The organism is Billgrantia sp. C5P2, from assembly GCF_051062895.2.
The window spans coordinates 1,413,840-1,432,555 of sequence record NZ_CM128542.1 but is presented as its reverse complement, the minus strand read 5'-3'; the positions used below and the strand labels follow the sequence as shown (position 1 = coordinate 1,432,555).

The 18,716-nt window shown below is 62.6% G+C and carries 16 protein-coding genes; 3 read left to right on the top strand and 13 right to left on the bottom strand.

Translation table 11 applies throughout. The features are described 5' to 3' along the window. The first annotated feature begins 195 nt into the window (after window positions 1–195). On the top strand, window positions 196–1,446 hold the full coding sequence (locus ACRWQA_RS06640) for a PQQ-dependent sugar dehydrogenase (RefSeq protein ID WP_434228607.1): 1,251 nt from the start codon (window positions 196–198) through the stop codon (window positions 1,444–1,446). Window positions 1,447–1,450: 4 nt separating this feature from the next. Further along, window positions 1,451–2,074 (top strand): c-type cytochrome, encoded by a 624-nt coding sequence (locus ACRWQA_RS06635; RefSeq protein ID WP_263580595.1) that lies wholly within the window; start codon window positions 1,451–1,453, stop codon window positions 2,072–2,074. Between the two features lie 76 nt (window positions 2,075–2,150). On the opposite strand, the gene trpC is transcribed toward ACRWQA_RS06635, so the two are convergent. Genes trpC through ACRWQA_RS06620 form a run of 3 tightly spaced genes read right to left on the bottom strand, consistent with a single transcriptional unit; the run spans window position 2,151 to window position 4,631 of the window. After that, window positions 2,151–2,957 (bottom strand): indole-3-glycerol phosphate synthase TrpC, encoded by an 807-nt coding sequence (trpC, locus tag ACRWQA_RS06630; protein WP_263580596.1) that lies wholly within the window; start codon window positions 2,955–2,957, stop codon window positions 2,151–2,153. A gap of 43 nt (window positions 2,958–3,000) precedes the next feature. Next, window positions 3,001–4,020, bottom strand: a complete 1,020-nt coding sequence (trpD, locus tag ACRWQA_RS06625; protein WP_263580597.1) for an anthranilate phosphoribosyltransferase — start codon at window positions 4,018–4,020, stop codon at window positions 3,001–3,003. Between the two features lie 26 nt (window positions 4,021–4,046). Further along, complete coding sequence (locus ACRWQA_RS06620) at window positions 4,047–4,631, bottom strand: anthranilate synthase component II (RefSeq protein ID WP_263580598.1); 585 nt, start codon at window positions 4,629–4,631, stop codon at window positions 4,047–4,049. A gap of 358 nt (window positions 4,632–4,989) precedes the next feature. On the opposite strand from ACRWQA_RS06620, the gene ACRWQA_RS06615 reads away from it, so the two are divergent. Further along, window positions 4,990–5,952, top strand: a complete 963-nt coding sequence (locus tag ACRWQA_RS06615; protein WP_434228609.1) for a metal ABC transporter solute-binding protein, Zn/Mn family — start codon at window positions 4,990–4,992, stop codon at window positions 5,950–5,952. An 83-nt stretch (window positions 5,953–6,035) separates the two neighbouring features. On the opposite strand, the gene trpE is transcribed toward ACRWQA_RS06615, so the two are convergent. The 10 genes from trpE to ACRWQA_RS06565 all read right to left on the bottom strand — a co-directional run bounded on the left by trpE (window position 6,036) and on the right by ACRWQA_RS06565 (window position 18,606). Next, entirely contained in the window at window positions 6,036–7,520 is a 1,485-nt protein-coding gene (gene trpE / locus ACRWQA_RS06610; RefSeq protein ID WP_263584004.1) for an anthranilate synthase component I, read from the bottom strand. A 346-nt stretch (window positions 7,521–7,866) separates the two neighbouring features. Beyond that, window positions 7,867–9,801: a DUF2207 domain-containing protein gene (locus tag ACRWQA_RS06605; protein WP_434228611.1), complete on the bottom strand. Its 1,935-nt coding sequence runs from the start codon at window positions 9,799–9,801 to the stop codon at window positions 7,867–7,869. Between the two features lie 60 nt (window positions 9,802–9,861). Continuing rightward, window positions 9,862–10,422 (bottom strand): LemA family protein, encoded by a 561-nt coding sequence (locus tag ACRWQA_RS06600; RefSeq protein WP_263580601.1) that lies wholly within the window; start codon window positions 10,420–10,422, stop codon window positions 9,862–9,864. 160 nt (window positions 10,423–10,582) lie between these two features. Further along, the gene (locus ACRWQA_RS06595) at window positions 10,583–11,248 is read right to left on the bottom strand and encodes a phosphoglycolate phosphatase (RefSeq protein WP_434228613.1); all 666 of its coding nucleotides are present in this window, start codon (window positions 11,246–11,248) and stop codon (window positions 10,583–10,585) included. After that, window positions 11,233–11,493: a GIY-YIG nuclease family protein gene (locus ACRWQA_RS06590; protein WP_434228615.1), complete on the bottom strand. Its 261-nt coding sequence runs from the start codon at window positions 11,491–11,493 to the stop codon at window positions 11,233–11,235. Before ACRWQA_RS06590 ends, ACRWQA_RS06595 begins: the two co-directional genes overlap by 16 nt. A 42-nt stretch (window positions 11,494–11,535) precedes the next feature. Next, window positions 11,536–12,234 (bottom strand): ribulose-phosphate 3-epimerase, encoded by a 699-nt coding sequence (gene rpe, locus ACRWQA_RS06585; protein ID WP_434228617.1) that lies wholly within the window; start codon window positions 12,232–12,234, stop codon window positions 11,536–11,538. Between the two features lie 129 nt (window positions 12,235–12,363). Next, window positions 12,364–13,809, bottom strand: a complete 1,446-nt coding sequence (locus tag ACRWQA_RS06580; RefSeq protein ID WP_434228618.1) for a sodium:solute symporter family protein — start codon at window positions 13,807–13,809, stop codon at window positions 12,364–12,366. Window positions 13,810–14,102: 293 nt separating this feature from the next. Continuing rightward, complete coding sequence (locus ACRWQA_RS06575) at window positions 14,103–15,524, bottom strand: aminotransferase (RefSeq protein ID WP_434228620.1); 1,422 nt, start codon at window positions 15,522–15,524, stop codon at window positions 14,103–14,105. 76 nt (window positions 15,525–15,600) lie between these two features. After that, window positions 15,601–17,043, bottom strand: a complete 1,443-nt coding sequence (locus ACRWQA_RS06570; RefSeq protein ID WP_434228622.1) for an APC family permease — start codon at window positions 17,041–17,043, stop codon at window positions 15,601–15,603. A gap of 75 nt (window positions 17,044–17,118) precedes the next feature. Next, window positions 17,119–18,606 (bottom strand): aldehyde dehydrogenase, encoded by a 1,488-nt coding sequence (locus ACRWQA_RS06565; RefSeq protein ID WP_434228624.1) that lies wholly within the window; start codon window positions 18,604–18,606, stop codon window positions 17,119–17,121. Window positions 18,607–18,716 lie beyond the last annotated feature (110 nt).

Here is an 18,716-nt window from a genome sequence, read left to right as displayed (position 1 = left end):
TGCGGATCGTTCCTTCTGTTATCGGCCACGGCCGCCGAAGGTTGATACCGATCATGGCAAAGAAGGAGGAATGCACCGGTGCGTCGCGGACCGACGCGATAGAAAGATTTCATCGATTCGCCCAAGGACAAACACCTAGTCTGATGAGGGCACACTCGATGAGGACCTACCACTAAGAAGAACAAGGAGCCGACCATGCCATCTTACCCGCCCCTTACACGCCTCGCCCTTGCTGTTTTCGCCGCCGGATCGTTCGTGGTTTCTCCTATCGCCTCGACCGACGAGCACGAGCCAGCCTGGGCCCAGGGCCGCGCCGCCGAGCTGGGCAATTCGCCCCTTTCCCCACATGCCATCCCGCTGACGATCACGCCGGAGGAGGATATTCCCCTCGATCACCTGCGCATGCCGGATGGCTTCAGTGCCGAAATCTGGGCGCACGGCATGCCGGGCGCACGCATGATGGCGCTCGGCGACGAAGGCACGCTGTTCGTCGGTACCCGGGGGATCGGTCGGGTTTACGCCGTGATGGATAACGGCGACGAACGCGAACACACTGTCCTTGCCGAGGGCCTGACCCAGCCCAACGGTATTGCCTTCCACGATGGCAGCCTCTACGTGGCGGCCATCAACCGCATCTTCCGCTACGACGACATCGAGTCGCACCTGGCCCAGGGAGAGGACATCCCCGAACCGGAGGAGCTGACCGAGGCCTTCGGTCTTCCCGACGACGAACACCATGGCTGGAAATTCCTCGCCTTCGGCCCCGACGACAGGCTCTACGTGCCGGTAGGGGCGCCGTGCAACGGCTGCGAAGTCGACCCCGACACTCATGCCACCATCCACAGCTTCGAGGCGGATGGCAGCGATATGCGTATCGAGGCGCGAGGCGTACGCAACACAGTGGGCTTCGACTTTCATCCCGAGACCAGCGAACTGTGGTTCACCGACAACAACCAGGACTGGATCGGCGAGCATGGCCCCGGCGACGAGCTCAATCGCCTGGGCGAGCCCGGCGAGCACTTCGGCTTCCCGGTTTGCCACAGTGTCGGCATCATCGACCCCGAGCTAGGCGACACCGGTGCCTGCGATGACAAGACGCCGCCCGCCGCCGTCACCGACCCACACAGCGCACCGCTGGGCATGCGTTTCTACACCGGCGAGATGTTTCCCGAGGAGTACCGTAACGCCATCTTCATAGCCCGTCGCGGCTCTTGGAATCGCACCCTGAGCGTGGGCTACGACGTGCTGGTGGCCAAGCTCTCCGAGGACGGATTGCGCGCCGACTTGTCCCCCTTCATGGTGGGCCTGCTCGACACGCGCGAGAATAGCTTCTCCGGCCGCCCGGTGGACGTGCTGCAGATGCCGGATGGCGCCCTGCTGGTTTCCGATGAGCAGAACGGCGCGATCTATCGCATCAGCTACGAACCCCCCGACTACGTGGAGTGAGGCCATGCTCCGCCAAGCTTGCGTGCCGCCCTGGCGGCGCGCCCTTGTTCTGCCTCTGGCCTGTGTCGGGCTGCTGGCTGCAGAGGCCCGGTCGCAGGAAAGCCCGGCGGCGGGCCTGCCGCTGGAAGAGCAGGTCCAGGTATGCGGAGGCTGCCACGGCGAGGATGGCAACGCCGTCGAAGAAGGCGTTCCCTCCTTGGCCGGGCAACCCGCGCTCGCGCTCACCAATCAATTGATCTACTTTCGCGAACGCTTGAGGCGCAACGAGATCATGACGCCCCAGGCTCAGGGGCTATCCGACGAAGAGATCCAGGCGCTCGCCGCGCATTATGCCGAACAGCCCCTTTCGCCACCCGACGGGGAGCCGGACGAGGCGTTGATGGAGCGAGGCCGCGAACTCGCCCGAGAGCATCGATGCGCCAGCTGTCACCGCACCGACTTCTCGGGCCAGGAACAGATGCCACGACTAGCCCACCAGCGTGAAGACTACCTGGCCAAGGCCATGCGCGATTACCGGGAGCGCACTCGCGGTGGGCCGGATACCACCATGGTCGATATCCTGCGCAACGTGGATGACGAGGAGATCGACGCACTGGCACACTTCCTAGCCCACTTCGAACGCGGCTAGTCCGGCATGTCTCGTAAAAAACGGCGCCGCAGGCAACCGTGGCTGTCTGCGGCGTTGGCGACCTGCCAGGTATCGATCAGTAGAACAGGCGCCGCAACGCCTCGCCCGGCTCGTCTTCGCGCATGAAGGTTTCACCGACCAGGAAGCCGTGCACGTCATGCTCACGCATGCGCAGCACGTCGCTGCGGGTATGGATGCCGGACTCCGTCACCACGGTCACCCCGACGGGGATGCGCGGCAGCAGCTCCAGGGTGGTTTCAAGGCGCGTCTCGAAGTTATGCAGATTGCGATTGTTGATGCCCACCAGGCCGATGCCCAGCTTGAGCGCGCGCTCGAGCTCCAAGGCATCGTGCACCTCGACCAGCACATCCATACCCAGCGCCACCGCCTGCTGGTAAAGGTCTGCCATGCGGGAATCGTCCAGCGCGGCGACGATCAGCAGAATACAATCGGCGCCGATGGCACGGGCCTCGCTGACCTGGTAGCCATGCACGATGAAGTCCTTGCGAATCACCGGCAGGTCACACGCGTCGCGTGCGGCAACGAGGAAGTCTTCATGCCCCTGGAAGAAATCGGCATCGGTCAGCACCGAAAGGCAGGTGGCACCGCCAGCGGCATAGCTCGCGGCGATCTCGGCGGGGCGGAAGTCCTCGCGGATTATCCCCTTGGAGGGCGAGGCCTTCTTGATCTCGGCGATCACCGCCGGGTCACCCTCGGCAATGCGTCGATCGAGCGCAGCGATGAAGCCGCGCGGGGCGCTCTGACGCTGAGCCAGCTCCAGCAGCTCGGCTTCGGACACGACGCGGCTGCGCTCGGCCACTTCCTCGTCCTTGCGGGCCAGGATGCGGGTGAGAATGGTGGGGGCGTCCTGAGTGGGACTCATGGTGTCGGATCTCGATACGGGCGGCAGTGGCCGCAAATGGGCGTCAGGAAACCAGTACGCGGGTGAAGTCGGCCAGTTCCTTCATCTTCTCCAGCGGCAGCTTGGAGGCCTGGGCATCCTGGGCCATCAGGATGCCCTCCTTCAGCGTGTCGGCGACACCCGAGCAATAGAGTGCCGCCCCGGCGTTGAGCGAGACGATGTCCGCCGCCGGTCCATCGCCTACCAGTGCCTCGCGCACCAGTCGCAGGCTATCCTCGGCGCTGACGACCTTCAGCGGCGCCAGCTCCTGGCGCTCGATGCCGAATTCCTCGGGCGTGATCGTGTAATGACGAATTTCACCGCCCTTGAGCTCGGCAACACGAGTGGGAACCGCCAGGGAAATCTCGTCCAGCCCGTCCTCGGCGTGCACCACCATGACGTGGCGACTGCCGAGAGTCTTCAGCACCTCGGCCATCAGTGGCACCAATTCGGCGGAATAGACACCTAATACTTGGTTCGGTGCGCCGGCGGGGTTGGTCAACGGACCGAGGATATTGAACAGGGTGCGTACGCCCATTTCACGGCGCGGCCCGATGGCGTAGCGCATGGCGGGATGGTGATTGGGCGCGAACATGAAGCCGACGCCCACCTGCTCGATACAGCGCGCCACCTGCTCCGGCTTGAGGTCCAGATGGATGCCTGCCATGTCGAACAGGTCGGCACTGCCGGAAGAGGACGAAACGCTGCGATTGCCGTGCTTGGCCACGTGGGCGCCAGCAGCTGCGGCCACGAAACTGGAAGCGGTCGATACATTGAACAGATTGGCGCCGTCGCCGCCGGTGCCAACGATGTCCACCACGTTGTCGGCCACCACATGCACGCGCTTCATCAGCTCGCGCATCACCTGGGCCGCGGCCCCGATCTCCTCGGCGCTCTCCCCCTTCATGGCCAGGCCCACCAACAAGCCGCCGATCTGGGCGTCGCTGGCTTCACCGGTCATGATCTGGTGCATCACCGAGTGGGTGGCATCGAAACTCAGACTCTCATGGCGCATCACCGCGGCGATGGCGTCTCGCATCTGCATGGGCAGGAACTCCTCTTTCGTGCGGGTCAGCGACGCTTCAGGAAATTGGCCAGTAGCTCATGGCCCTGACGAGTCAGTATCGACTCCGGATGGAACTGCACGCCTTCGATATCCAGCTCGCGGTGGCGCAGTCCCATGATCAGGCCGGGAGTGACGTCATCATCGTCGGTCCAGGCCGTAACCTCGAGACAGCCAGGCAGCGTCTCGGCATCCACCACCAGGGAATGATAGCGGGTGACCTCGAGCGGGTCCTCGAGACCGGTGAACACGCCCTGACCATTATGGCGGATCCGTGAGGTCTTGCCGTGCATCACCTGGGGCGCACGCACTACCTTGCCCCCATAGACTTGGCCAAGCGCCTGGTGCCCCAGGCAGATGCCGAGAATCGGCAAGCGGCCGGCAAAATGTTCGATCGCGGCAAGGGAAATGCCGGCCTCATTGGGCGTACAGGGACCCGGCGAGATCACCAGATGGCTTGGCGCCAGCGCCTCGATCTGCTCCAGCGTGATGGCGTCGTTGCGATAGGTGACCACCTCGGCCCCCAGCTCACCCAGGTACTGCACGACATTGAAGGTGAAGCTGTCGTAATTGTCGATCATCAGCACGGACATGGCGATAAAGTCCTGTTCAAGCGAATCTTTTTTGGTGTTTCGTGTTGCTCGGCCAGCCGTGTAGGGTCTGCTTCGGACACAAAAAAGCCGCCCTGACGGCGGCATTTTCTTCAGTCGTCAGCGTGCCGCCCCTCGCTCAGGAGCGCCACCACTGGATCGCGTTTGGCATGTAGGCGTTTGCGTTCATGACGCAATAGTGCCGTCGTGGCAGCGGGGCTGTCAACGCAAGATGGCGGCTTATCGCGACGCCGGATGAATCGGAACGCAGGAGAGGAAGCGATCTCCGCCACTGCTGGCAAGCCTACTCCCCAGTCTCTATCATCGGGGCACATGCGCAACCGCTAAAAGGAGATTGACGATGCGCTTTACCCGCCGTGCCTGGATCTGGCTGGCTCTACCTCTCGCTGCCATGGTCGGTGGCGTTTCAGCAGCAGCAGCCAATCCAAAGGTGGTCGCCAGTTTTTCGATCCTTGGCGACCTAGTCAGGCAGGTCGGCGGTAACGACATCGAACTGGTCGTATTGGCTCCTGACGGCGCTGAAGTGCACGAGTGGGAACTGACGCCGGACAGCTTCATCGCACTGGAGGATGCCGATATCGTCTTCTACAACGGTTATCGGCTCGAGCAGTGGATGCGCCAGGTCCACGCCACGGTGGGCAACCGAGCGCCGCTGGTAGCACTCGCCGAGGCATCGGAACATCCGACCCAGCCGATCATTACCGGTGAATACACCGGCGAGCCCGATCCCCACCTGTGGATGGACCCACGTGCAGTCGCGGCTTACATGCAGGTGATTGCCGATCACCTGGCCGAGCTGCACCCCCAGGCCGCCGACAACTTTCAGGCCAGAGCCAGCGCCGCCAAGGAGAAACTCGCCGCGCTGCATGATGAAGTAAGTGAAGTGCTGGCGGAAATTCCCGAGGAACAGCGCATCCTGTTTACCACCGAGGGGGCTTTCGTCTATTTCGCCGACACCTATGGTTTTCGCCATGAAGCTGTGTGGGGCAGCAATGCCGAAGCCGAAGGCTCACCCCGACAGGCCAAACGTATCGCCGATCTTATCGAAGAGATCCGCCCTACCGCACTGTTCTGGGAGAGCACCCTGTCCGACCGTGACATTCGCCGAATTGCCGCCGATACGGACATTTCCCTTGCCGGCCCACTCTATGTCGATTCCCTCAGCGAGCCCGATGGCGACGCCAAGAACTACGTGGCGATGATGCGCCATAATGCCGAGCTGATCCGCCGCGCCCTGCTGGAAGCAGAGCAAGGCGAAGGAAAGCAGGACGAAGAGCGACCGGACACCAGCGAGGGCGAGTGAGCGCCATTCTTGCGCTTGCCCAAACGCAAGCGGCCCTGACTCCCGACGATGCGGAAGTCAGGGCCGCTACCGCTCGAGAACAGCTAGAGGTTGTCCAATCCCCTCTCGGCCATGGCCACGGCGCGGAAGATGGCCCGTCCCTTGTTGAGCGTCTCCTGCCACTCCAGCTCGGGCACGGAATCGGCGACCACGCCGGCTCCGGCCTGCACGTGCAACGTACCGTCCTTGATCACCGCGGTGCGGATGGCAATCGCGGTATCCATATTGCCGTGCCACGACAGGTAACCCACCGCGCCTGAATAGACGCCACGCTTGACCGGCTCCAGCTCGTCGATGATTTCCATCGCGCGGATCTTGGGCGCCCCCGACAAGGTGCCAGCCGGGAAGGTGGCGCGCAGCACATCCATGGCGGAAAGCCCCGGTTTCAGCCTCCCGGTGACGTTCGAGACGATATGCATCACGTGGGAGTATCGTTCCACGGCCATCTGATCGGTGACCTGCACCGAGCCCGTCTCACAGATACGCCCCACGTCATTGCGTCCCAGATCGATCAACATGAGGTGTTCGGCGATCTCCTTGGGATCGGCCAGTAGATCAGCTTCGAGCGCACGATCCTCCTCCTCGCTGCGACCACGCACACGTGTGCCGGCGATGGGCCGAACAGTGACCTCGCCACCCTCGAGCCGCGTGAGGATCTCGGGAGACGAACCCACCACGTGGTGATCGCCCAAATTGAAGAAGAACATGTAGGGCGAGGGATTGAGGCTGCGCAGCGCGCGATAGAGGTCGAGCGGCGGCGCCTGGTAAGGAATCGACATCCGCTGCGAGGGCACACACTGCATCACGTCGCCGGCCAGTACGTACTCCTTGATCTTGTCCACCGCCGCCTTGAACCCGGCTTCGGTGAAGCCCGAGGTGAAGTGCCCCTCTTCCACCGCACTGCGCCCAGTGCCTGGGCTGGCGGCATTGACGACGGCCGTGCGCAGACGCCGCTCCAACCCTTCCAGGCGCGCCATGGCCGTGGCATAGGCATCCTCGACGGCCGGGTCGGCATGGGTCCACAGCGTCAGGCGACCCGACAGGTTGTCGAACACCACCAGGTCGTCGCAGACCATCAGCAGGATATCCGGCACCCCCAGCGGATCGGGCTTCTCGACGCCCCGCAGGCGCGGTTCGATGTAGCGGATGGTGTCATAACCGAAGTAGCCGACCAGGCCACCATCGAAGCGCGGTTGGTCGTCGAGCTTGGGCACGCGAAAGCGTCCATGGAACTGCTCGATCCATTCGAGAGGGTCTGCCACCTCGACTCGCTCCAGGCGTTCGCCCTGCTGGAAGTGACTGACGCTGAAGCCATGCACCTCTATCCGTTCGTGGCTCGGCAAGCCGATGATCGAGTAGCGCCCCCACTTCTCCCCCCCCTGCACCGACTCGAGCAGGAAGGTCCAAGGCTCGTCGGCCAGTTTGAGATAGGTCGACAGTGGCGTGTCGAGATCGGCCAGCACCTCGCGGGTGACAGGAATGCGGTTATAGCCGGCCTCGGCCAGGGCACGGAAACGTTCGGACGTCATCATGACGATTTCCTCGAGGGTAGGACGGTGTCGGAGAGTGAATATCGGAAATGAGCGAAGCTCGTGTGAGCGTCACCATCGCCAGCCGGCAGGCTTAGCGGCGAACGGCACCATCGAAGTGGCAACCTGGAGAAGGCTGCCATGCACTGAGGAGGGGTCATGCAGCATCATGCTGTCCATCGAAGCGTGTCCCGCAGGATAGGCAAACGGAAGGATTCCGAGGTTCTTGATAGGGTTCGAGAATCGACCCTAAACGAGTTCCGCCAGTGAATCAACCGCGCCAACGGACCCCAGGCCGCCGCCAAACACACGGGAGATGGCGACAGTTCACAGAAATTGCCGTGCTCTACCAACCACCGCCTCCGCCCCCGCCACCCCCACCACCGGAGGAGCCGCCACCAGAGGAGGAGCCACCACCGCTACTCGAAAAACCCGAACTCGAGGAGGAAGCAGGCCGAGCCGCCAGCATGGCCGCCGTTATCCCCGTGGTGACTCCCTTCATGCTGGACGCGACATCGCTCGTTGAGAAATTGCCGCCTTGGTACCAACGTGGCCGGTAGTTGCGGTCAACATCGCGAACTGCATGGCGCGTCAGGTCGTTCTCGAAACGCTCCGTCCAAGGCTTCTCGACTCCGAGCGCCATGGCGTAGGGAAGAATCGCCTCATAGCGTGAGACGCTCATGTCCGGCTCCTCCAGGAAATTCAAGCGCTCCTTCTCTGCGGTTTCCAAGTACATCTTGAAGCCCTCGATCTCGTCCAATACCCTGCGTCCATGCATGGTGGGCGCTCCCATGAAGACACCAAAAACGAAGCTGATCGCCAAGGTCAGCAAGAGGGAGAGGAAGACAAAATCAAGCTCAACAAAGCTCAGCATGCCGAGCAAGTAATTCAGGTATTTATATGCCAAGACGGCAACGAGGGTCCCAACCACAATACGAACCGGGATCGACCTTCGCCATACTCGCTTCATGACAAGCAGCATGATCAAAAGAGGAATCAAGGAAAACAAAATGAAGATTAGCATCCCCAACTCCAGCACCTCATAAAGCACCAAGAAAAAAAACGATAAAAAAGCAATCGCCACGCCATAGAGAACAAAGCTTCTATTGCACTTGAAGAAGACCGATCTATTCTCATCCTGTACAGTAGAAACGAAACGAGTACGAGCCGTCTGAATTCCTGCTCCATGTTTGGCATCGGTGCGGACTGGACCACTCGCACTCAGGTAGTTGAAGATAACCTTTTCACCAGATGGCAATGGGGAGTCTGAAACCTCGCCGGTCGTTTCCAGTACCATTGACTTTCTGCCATCCTCACGAATACTGATCAGCCCCTTGGCAGCCAAGGATACAAGCGCTGCGGAAAAGGCTGTCCACCCATCCTTATCCCAGCGCCCCTTACGATAAACAAAGTGAATCAAGGCCGGGGAAAATCCTTCCGGCGGATAAAAGCGCGGGATGATGGTGCCCCTGGCTGGGTCTCGCCCGACCCGACACCAGGCCCAGGCGAAATAGCCGAAGACGATCAGGACCAGCGCTATCGGCGCGATCACCCCGCGGTTGTCCGCCAGCCAGTAGCGCATCGCCTGAACGAAACCGGGGGTCATCAGCGCCCCCTTGTCAAAAGACACCGCAAACGTCATCCCCTCCCGGGTCGCAAGCGGTTGACTCATTTCGAAGCGTGCTACGTTATCAGCGAGTCGCTCTATCGTCGCCGCCTTCTCGGTAGCCCCTCGTGCACCGGTAAAGACGTCGAGCTCACGGATCTCGGCGTCAACGGGCAGTGTGACAAGGGCCGATGCCTCTAGAATCGGAAACGCCCAAAAGTTTCCTGTCGCATTCCAGTACAGTTCGTCATGTTCCTGGAACATGCGCGCAGCCCGATCGATCCGGTAACTGATCTCGTAGGTGTGCGTACCATGCGGCAGCATCACATTGGCGTTTCCGATTCGGATTCGCTTGCCATTACGCATCGAATCGACGGTGTAGTTTTCCCGTTTCCCATTACGCGTCACCGAGAGCACTTCGAGCTCCTGAATCACGCGGCTTCTGCCCTCTCCGGCCAGCACGGTGGGGATGTCGCGAAAAATACCGCGCTTGATCTCCTCCCCCTCGACATTGACTCGGATCGTCTCGGTGATGTCCACCGATGAATCGGGTTTAAGCGCAATAGCCGTCTCGAACCGTTCTATGACCTCTTCAGCCGCTATCGGCGAAGCCACCAAACAGGCCAAAACAAAGACGGAGACTAAAAACAATGAGGAACCCGTCACTTTTGCCATATCAACTTCCCTGTGTAGGACAATCGCTCTATAAACTGCTTTAAAAGCCTTGCACGGAATTTATTTTGTGAACACCAACTGCGGCACAATGCCTTCGCTTTCATTCTTGAGTTCGAAATATTCGGCCTTACCGAACCGGAACCCCCTGGCAACGACATTGGAGGGAAAAGATTCCACTGCCACATTGAGATTGCGCACCGTGCCGTTGTAATAGCGCCGCGCGAACTGGATATCGTTTTCAACCGTCTGCAACGCCCGTTGAAACTCCAGAAAAGTCGAATCTGCTTTGAGGTCCGGATAGGCCTCCGCCACCATCAGCAGACGTCCCAGTGCACCCGAGAGTAGGGTCTCGGCCTGGCCGCGCCGCTCCAGTGAGCCACTCTGCGCATCCAGCACTATCCTGCGGGCGACTGTCACTGCTTGCAGCGTCTCGCGCTCGTGGCTCATGTAACCCTTGACCGTTTCCAGCAAACTAGGGATGAGATCGGCCCGGCGCTTCAGTTGCACATCGATCCCGGACCACCCCTCCTTGGAAAGTTGCCGGTACCTGACCAGACTGTTGTAGAGATAAATGACATAAACAATAAGCGCCGCAACCAGCGCCAGAATTCCCCACCCCATGCTCATTTCTTCCCTGTAATGCCGCCTTTCGGCGGAGCAGCCATATAGTGAACCGCCAAGGTATTATGCCGTGGTTGCTGTTGATTGCACCATGCCGAGTGCAGAGAGTAAGACACTCCCTGGAGCAGGAATGATGCGAACTTTGGGCCACCGGTCGGTGCTAAATGAGTTCCGCCAGTGAATCAACCAGCGCATCCGGCCGGCTGTCGCGGATCGGCTCGCCATGGTTGTAGCCGTAGGGAACCGCCAGGGTACGGAATCCGGCGGCCCGACCGGCGGCCACGTCGTGGCGCGAATCGCCCACCATCAGGCAGGCCGAAGAGGGCTGACCGAATTGCGCCGCCACATGCAGCAGCGGCGCCGGGTCGGGCTTCTTCTGCGGCAGGCTGTCGCCCCCCAGGCAGAGCGCGAAATGCTCCTCGAGACCGAACTGGGCCAGGATCGGCCGAATGAACGCGAACGGCTTGTTGGTCACGAGTACTAGCGTCAGCCCCTTGACTCGCAGTGCGTCCAGGCACTCGCGCACCCCGGGGTAAAGGCAAGTACGCGAACCAGGGTCGCGCCTGTAGTGTTCGAGAAAGGCCTCATGGGCGCAAGCCAGGAGTTCTCCTCCGGGCAGCCCGCCCAGGGCAAAGGTCAGCGCCCGCTCCATTAGCTTGAGCGAGCCGTTACCCACCCAGTCGCGCACTCTCGCCTCGCCTGCCGCTGGCAGATCGAGCTCGCTCAGGCTGGCATCCACTGCCACTGCCAGGTCGGGCACGGAGTCGACCAAGGTGCCATCCAGGTCGAAGCTGACCAGGCGTATGTCGTTCAGGATGGGATGCATGACGTTTCCTCGAGGCCCTGACGGCCCTGGAACCAGCTTCGCTTGCGCGCGGCTGGAAGACGCTTGACCTCGGCCTCGAGCCGCAGCGCATCGCCGTGGCTGCCCACCGGCTCCTGATGTACCAGCGCGAGCGGCCCGCGCCCCCGCAGTGCCTTCGCGCCCCGCCCCGATTCATGCTGCGCCACGCGCCTGGCCACGTCGGTGGTGATGCCGGTATAGAGCGTCCCTTGAGGCGTTTCAAGCATATACAGGTACCACAACGTCGACGATTCGGTCATTGCGGCGGCCTACACCAGGGTCAGTTGCTCGCGGAAAGTGCGGATGACGCTGTCGTAGCGATTCGGGTCGCTGTCGCAGCCGGCCTTGAACACCGCCGAGCCGGCCACGAAGGTATCGGCCCCGGCGCGTGCGATCTCGGCGATGTTGTCGACCTTCACACCGCCATCGATCTCGAGACGGATATCCAGGCCCGACGCATCGATGCGACGCCGCGCCTCACGCAGCTTGTCGAGTGTGCCTGGAATGAAAGCCTGGCCACCGAAGCCGGGGTTGACGCTCATCAGCAGGATCATGTCGACCTTGTCCATGACGTAGTCGAGGTAGGAGAGCGGCGTGGCGGGGTTGAATACCAGCCCGGCCTTGCAGCCACCGTCACGGATCAACTGCAGTGAACGATCGACGTGTTCGGAGGCCTCCGGATGGAAAGTGATGTAACTGGCACCGGCATCGATGAAGTCGCCGATCAACCGGTCCACCGGCTTGACCATCAGGTGGGCATCGATGGGGGCGGTGACACCGTGTTTGCGCAGCGCCTCGCAGACCATGGGGCCGATGGTCAGGTTGGGGACGTAGTGGTTGTCCATCACGTCGAAGTGGACGATGTCGGCGCCGGAAGCCAGCACGTGGTCCACTTCCTCGCCCAGGCGCGCGAAGTCGGCCGAGAGGATGGAGGGGGCAATAAGGAAGTCGCGGTGCGCGTCGCTCATGGGGTTCCGTCCGGTTCTATGATTCGATGTTAAAACACTCATTCTAACAGCCGGGCCCGCCTCCGTGTGACACCACAGGCGGACCCGTTCACAGATTCACGGGACTCTCGAGCAATGCTCATCCACCGCTCAGTTGGCCAGCCGCTCCCGTGAGGTGGCGATGACTCGCTGACGGGTCAGGAGACTGACGGAGACGTAGGTGATAGCCGACACCAGACAGCCCAGCAGCGGACCCTGCACCCAGCCCAGATCGGTACCCAGCAGCACGAAGGCGCTGGTGGAGAAGCCCGTGGCGATGGAGGCCAGAGCGCCGGTACTGTTGCCCTGCCAGAAGGTGGAGCAAAGGGATACCCCAAACAGCGACGCCATCAGGGTGCCGTTGCCGAGGACCCCCAGCCACAGCACCATCACCGGAGGCAGGTAGGCCATGGTGACGAACGCCATGACTCCCACGACCACCACCATCAGCCGATTGAAGCTCATGCAGCTGAAAAAGCCTGACTTCACTCCCAGGGCATGACGCACATCATAGGAGATCGCCGTGGAGATGGTATGCATCAGGGAGTTGGCCGTGGACTTCATGGCAAAGAGGATGAATAGCGTGATCACGCTGGCCATGGTCGGGCCGAAGGCGCTCTGGATAAAGGTCGGCATGGCCAGATCGGGAGCCTCGAGGTTCGGGAAGTAGGCCCGTGCGTAGAGCCCAGCCAGGGGGGTGAAGTTGAGAAGCAGCCCGAAGATGGCGACCCAGATCCCCACCCTGGCCATGCTGACGCCCTGCTTGATGGCCAGGAAACGCACCGACATGTAGGGCAGCACCGCGGCCCACATGAAGGCATAGGGCAACACCAGGAAGGAGGCCAGGATACTGTCGCCATAGGGTGCCCCTGTTGAGGGGTTGGCGAGCTCGGGATCGATACCGTTCAGGCCCGCGATCAGCTCCCCGACCCCGACCTGCACGAAGACTACATAGGCGATTGCGCAGGAGGCCCCGACCATGCCCAGGATCATCACCGTGTCGGTCCAGGCCACGGCGCGCAGACCGCCGAAAATGGTGTAGCCGATCACCAGCAGGGTCACGAACAGGGCCGCCGAATTCGATGAGATACCCAGCCAGCCCGACATCAGCAGACCGATCGCCCGAATCTGTGAAACCAGGAAGACGCTCAGCAGCAGCACGATGATGATGGCGGAAATGGCCCGCAGCCAGCGCCCCGCCGCCCCGTCCGAGTGACTGTTGGCGATATACTCCGAGATGGTCCGGCTACCCATCTTGTGTGCCTTTCTCCTCAGGAAGCTGGCAAAGAATACCGTGGCGACCAGGAAGGCCGGGGTATAGAAGACGTTTGAGTAGAGCTCGAAGGAGCCATATTGATAGGCGACACCCGGCGCTCCCATGAAGACGAAGCCGCTGTACCCCGTCGCGATGATGGTGGCGGCGGCGACGAAGGGCCCGAGCGAGTTGTTGGCAACGAGAAAGCCCGACTCGTCCTTATCTCCCGCGGCACGCATCGACCACCATGACAGCAGGAACATGGCGGCGGCTGAGAGTAGAAGTAGCGTCCAGTTAAGCATTGGGCTTACCTCCTTTCCGGTTCGCTGACTGGTACGAGTCCAGCAGTAGGGCTAATACGGCAATGGCCAACGTCACGGCAGAGGCCACGAAGAAGCCGATGAAAGTCCAGGATTCCATAGATCCTCCGATAGGTTGTTTGTGGAGCGCCTCGCCGGGGAATTCGAGACAAGGCTGCCCTGGGCCGGTGCGCGGGGCACCGGCCCGTCGTCGCTGGTAGCGCGACGAGACTCGTTAAACGGGTGTTAGCACAGCGCGGTCGGCCACCCACCCCAACCGCAGCGGGTGGCCGACATTAGTGTGCTAGGTAGCCCTCGTCGCGCAGGCCTTCGGTGACCTCGAGGATGCTCTCCCTCAGGGTCTCGGCGACGAAGTCGACGTCCTCGCGAGTGAGGATCAGGGTCGGCGAAAGGATGTTCATGTGCGCCAGAGGGCGTACGATCAGGCCGCGCTTCTGGCAGGCGTCAGCGATGCGATTGCCCACCTTGGCCGCCGGGTCGATCAGCGCCTTGGTCGCCTTGTTGGCGACGTTCTCAAGACAGATCATGAACTTGCGCCCCCGCACATCGCCTACCAGGTCGAGCTCGCCGAGTTCGCGGATGCGGCTCTCGAAGTAGGCGCCGACATCCTTGACGTGATCGCAGATATCCTCGCGCTCGAGGATCTCGATGTTCTTCAGCGCCGCGGCGCAGCTGACCGGGTGGCCGGAGTAGGTGAAGCCGTGGGTGAAGATGGCGCCCTCGGCCTGGGGCTTGCTGATCACCTCATAGATGCGGTCGGAGAAGATAGTCGCCCCCAGCGGCAGGTAGCCGGAGGTGAGCCCCTTGGCGCAGGTGATGATGTCCGGGACGATGCCGAACTCATTCTCGGAGGCGAACATGTGACCCAGGCGCCCGAAGGCGGTGACCACTTCATCGGAGACATACAGCACGTCGTATTTGCGGCACACCTCGTGGGTCGCCTTGTGGTAGCCCTCGGGCGGCACGATCACCCCACCGGCACCCATGATCGGCTCGGCGAAGAAGGCGGCTACGTTGTCCGGGCCGATCTCTAGGATCTTGTCCTCGAGTTCCCGCACCTTCTCGTCACAGAAGGCTTCCAGGCTCTGGCCTTCCGGACGACGATAGGGGTTGGGGCAGGAGATGTGATGCACCAGTTGCTCGTCGATATCGAAGCCAATGTGGTCGACCTTGACCCCGGTGATCGACATGGCCATGTAGGTGCTGCCGTGGTAGCCGTCGATGCGCGAGATGATCTGCTTCTTGGTGGGCTTGCCCAACTGATTGAAGTAGAAGTGAATCAGGCGCACCGCAGTGTCGTTGGCCACCGACCCGCCACAGCCGTAGAAGACGTGATTGAGGTCACCCGGTGCCAGCTCGGCCAGCTTGGCGGCGAGCTTGGCCGCCGGCGGCGTGGTGTGGTGGCCGAAGGTGGAGAAGTAGGGAATGGCGCAGATCTGTTCCGCCACCGCCTCGGCAATCTCCTTGCGGCCATAGCCGATATTGACGCACCACAGGCCACCGATTCCGTCCAGGTAGCGCTTGCCGTCGGCGTCCTGGATGGAGACCCCGTCGGCGGCGGTGAAGACCATGGAACCGGTCTCCTTGAAGGTGGAGAAGTCGGTCCAGGGATGCATGAAATGATCGCGATCGGCTTCCCAGATCCGCTGCTTTTCGTCGCGGGCGGTCGCGGTGACGGTTTGGTTGAGGCTGTTCATGACGGTACTCCTGTTCGAGTCGGGGCTTGCTGTTGTTCGAGGCATCGGGCCAGTGACCCGATACCGAATTTCGGGATCAGTCGCTGCTCGGTTGGCTTCCGGCGTCGGCCATCAGCTCATCCAGCGGCTCGGGGCGAAACAGCGGCTTCTTCATCACGCCCTTGATCCACAGCACGGCAATCAGGCTGACGATGCCCAGCACCACGCCGGCGCTGGTGAAGATCCAGGCGGTCAGCTCCGGGGCCGGCGAGGCGTAGACGATGGCGTAGACCATGCCGACGATGCCGATCAGCTGGGGCAGCGGGTAAAAGGGGGTGCGATAGGGACGCTTGGCGTCGGGATAGCGGCGACGCAGGGCAATCACATTGACGTGGGCGATGATGTAGGCGAGCAACCAGGCGATCGCGGCAGCCACCAGCAGCAGTCCCACGGTGCCAGGATCATTACCCCAGATCAGCAGCGGCAGGCCGGTGACGCCGGCGATGAACAGCACCGCCACCCAGGGCACCCGGCTCGTCGGCGTCAGGCGCCCGAGGACCGGGAACACCTGCCCCTGCTCGGCCATGCCCTGGAGCATGCGCGGCACCGAGGCCAGCGAGGTGTTGAGGGTGCTGCAGGTGGCCGTGACCGCCGCCACCGCCAGCAGGAAGGTGCCGGAGCCGCCGAAGGCCGCAGTGGCATATTCCAGGTGCGGCAGCTCGGCGCTCATCAGGGTCTCGCGGGGAATGTAGAAGAGCGCACCCAGGCAATAGAGCAGGAAGACGCCGAAGATCATGGTCAGGCCGACGAACATGGCGCGGGGAATGTTTCGCGCCGGGTTGCGGCACTCCCCCACCAGCGGGCAGACGAACTCCACCCCAACATAACCCCAGATGGCCAGGGCGATCAGAGTCAGGGCACCGTCGCCCAGGTTGAACTCGCCGAAGACCTGCCCTGCGGCAATCTCGTGAGGCGCAAAGCCACCGCTCAGGGCGCTGACGCCGAGCAGGGTCAGGGCGACCACCATCACGAAGGCCAGCAGGTTCTGCAGCTTGGCGAAGACATCGATGCCGAACAGGTTGAGCGCCGTGAATACGCCGAGGATGCCGAAGGCGATCCAGAGGCTGCCGCCCAGGCCGGGATAGAGCATCCCCAGCAGGTAGTCGACCAGCAAGAGCTCCGCGGAGAGCGCGAACATGGCCACCACCACATAGCCGGAGAAGACCGAAAGGATGGCCGGGAAGTGGCCCAGCGCGACCTCGGTATAGGCACTCAGGCTGCCCGCCCGGGGCACCATCAGCGCCAGTTCCGAGAAGGACGCGGCGTAGCAGAGCGCCAGCACCCAGGCGATGGTCAGGGGCACGATGAAGGCGGCGCCGGCGATACCGACCCCCTGGAGCATGATCACCATCACTCCCTGGGAGACGACCAGGCCGACCGCCACTGCCAGCAGTGATTTGAAGCCCAGGACACCACGGGGGGTATCGCTGGTGATTGCCACGGCGGAGGCGCCGGCAACCGGGGTCTGTGTCTGTTGCATTGTCGTCACCTTCGTTGTTGTTGTGCTGTCGTCGACACTCGCCGCCGGGGTCGGGCGACGAGCGGGAAACTTCGTTTAGAGGCGAATCCAGGTGGTCTTGAGTTGCGTGAACTTGTCCAGGGCGTGCAGCGACAGGTCGCGGCCAAAGCCGGACTGCTTGTAGCCGCCGAAGGGGGTGGTGAAGTCGATGGCATCGACGGTGTTCACCGAGACGGTGCCGGCCTGCAGGCGGCGCGACACCCGGTGCGCCCGGGACAGGTCCCGGGTCCATACCGAGGCGGCCAGGCCGTAGATGGAGTCGTTGGCGATGGTCACCGCCTCGTCCTCGTCGGCGAACTCGATCAGCACCGCCACCGGGCCGAAGATCTCTTCCCGGGCGATGGTCATCCGGGGCGTGACGCCATCGAAGAGGGTCGGAGTGACGAAGGCGTCCTCGGCATTCGCTGCCGGGGCCTCGCCCAGGGCCAACCGGGCGCCCTCCTCCACGCCCAGCTGGATAAAGCCGCGCACCCGCCTGGCGTGATCGTTGTCGATCAGCGATCCGACCCGGGTCTCGGGATCCAGGGGATCACCCACCTTGAGCCTGGCGGCCTCCTCGACGAAGCGGGCTACGAAGGCCTCCTTGATGTCGCGCTGCACCAGGATCCGCGAGTTGGCGGAGCACACCTCGCCCTGGTTGAAGTAGATGCCCTGCACCGCGGCGGCGGCGGCGGCATCCAGGTCGCAGTCGGCGAAGATCAGGTTGGGGCTCTTGCCGCCACACTCCAGCCATACCTGCTTCATGTTGGAGGCGGCGGCGTACTCCAGGAAACGCTTGCCGGTCGCGGTGGAGCCGGTGAAGGCGAGGCAGTCCACGTCCGGGTGCAGGCCGAGCGCCTGCCCTGTGACGTGTCCATGGCCGGGCAGCACATTGAACACGCCGTCGGGCAGGCCCGCCTCCTTGGCCAGCTCGGCCAGGCGCAGGGCGGTGAGCGGCGACTGCTCCGCCGGCTTGAGGATCACGCTGTTGCCGGCGGCGAGTGCCGGGGCCAGCTTCCAGGCGGTGATATCGAGGGGGAAGTTCCAGGGGATCACCGCCGCCACCACGCCGACGGGTTCCCGGGTGATGGTGGCGAGGTTGTCGCCGTCGGTGGGCGCCACCTCGCCATAGAGCTTGTCGGTGGCCTCGGCGTACCAGGCGAAGCAGCCGGCGGCACCGGGGATATCGATGCCGTGGGCATCGCTGATCGGCTTGCCGGTATCCAGGGTCTCGAGCAGCGCCAGCTCGTCCCGATGCTCCATCATCAACGCCGCAAGGCGCTGCAGCACCGCCTTGCGATGGGCTGGCGCGGCCCGGGACCAGGTCCCCGTCTCGAAGCTCGCCCGGGCCGCGGCCACCGCCTCATCAACCTCCGCATCGCCACAGGCGGCGACCTGGGTGATTGCCTCACCGGTGGCCGGGTTCCAGGTGGTCAGAGTGGCGCCATCCGCCGCGCTCCGGCGCTGTCCATCGACAAAGGCGCCACCGGGCAGGCTCAGCCGGGTACGCAGGTTACGCCAGTAGGAAAGATCGTGTGCCGCCATGGGAAGCACTCCAGTCGTCGGGGGTTGTAGTTATGGGCCTTGAGAGGCATGAATCACGCTTGGTGAGTTCACGATAGTCCTGGGGATTGGTTAGCTAAAATATTATTATG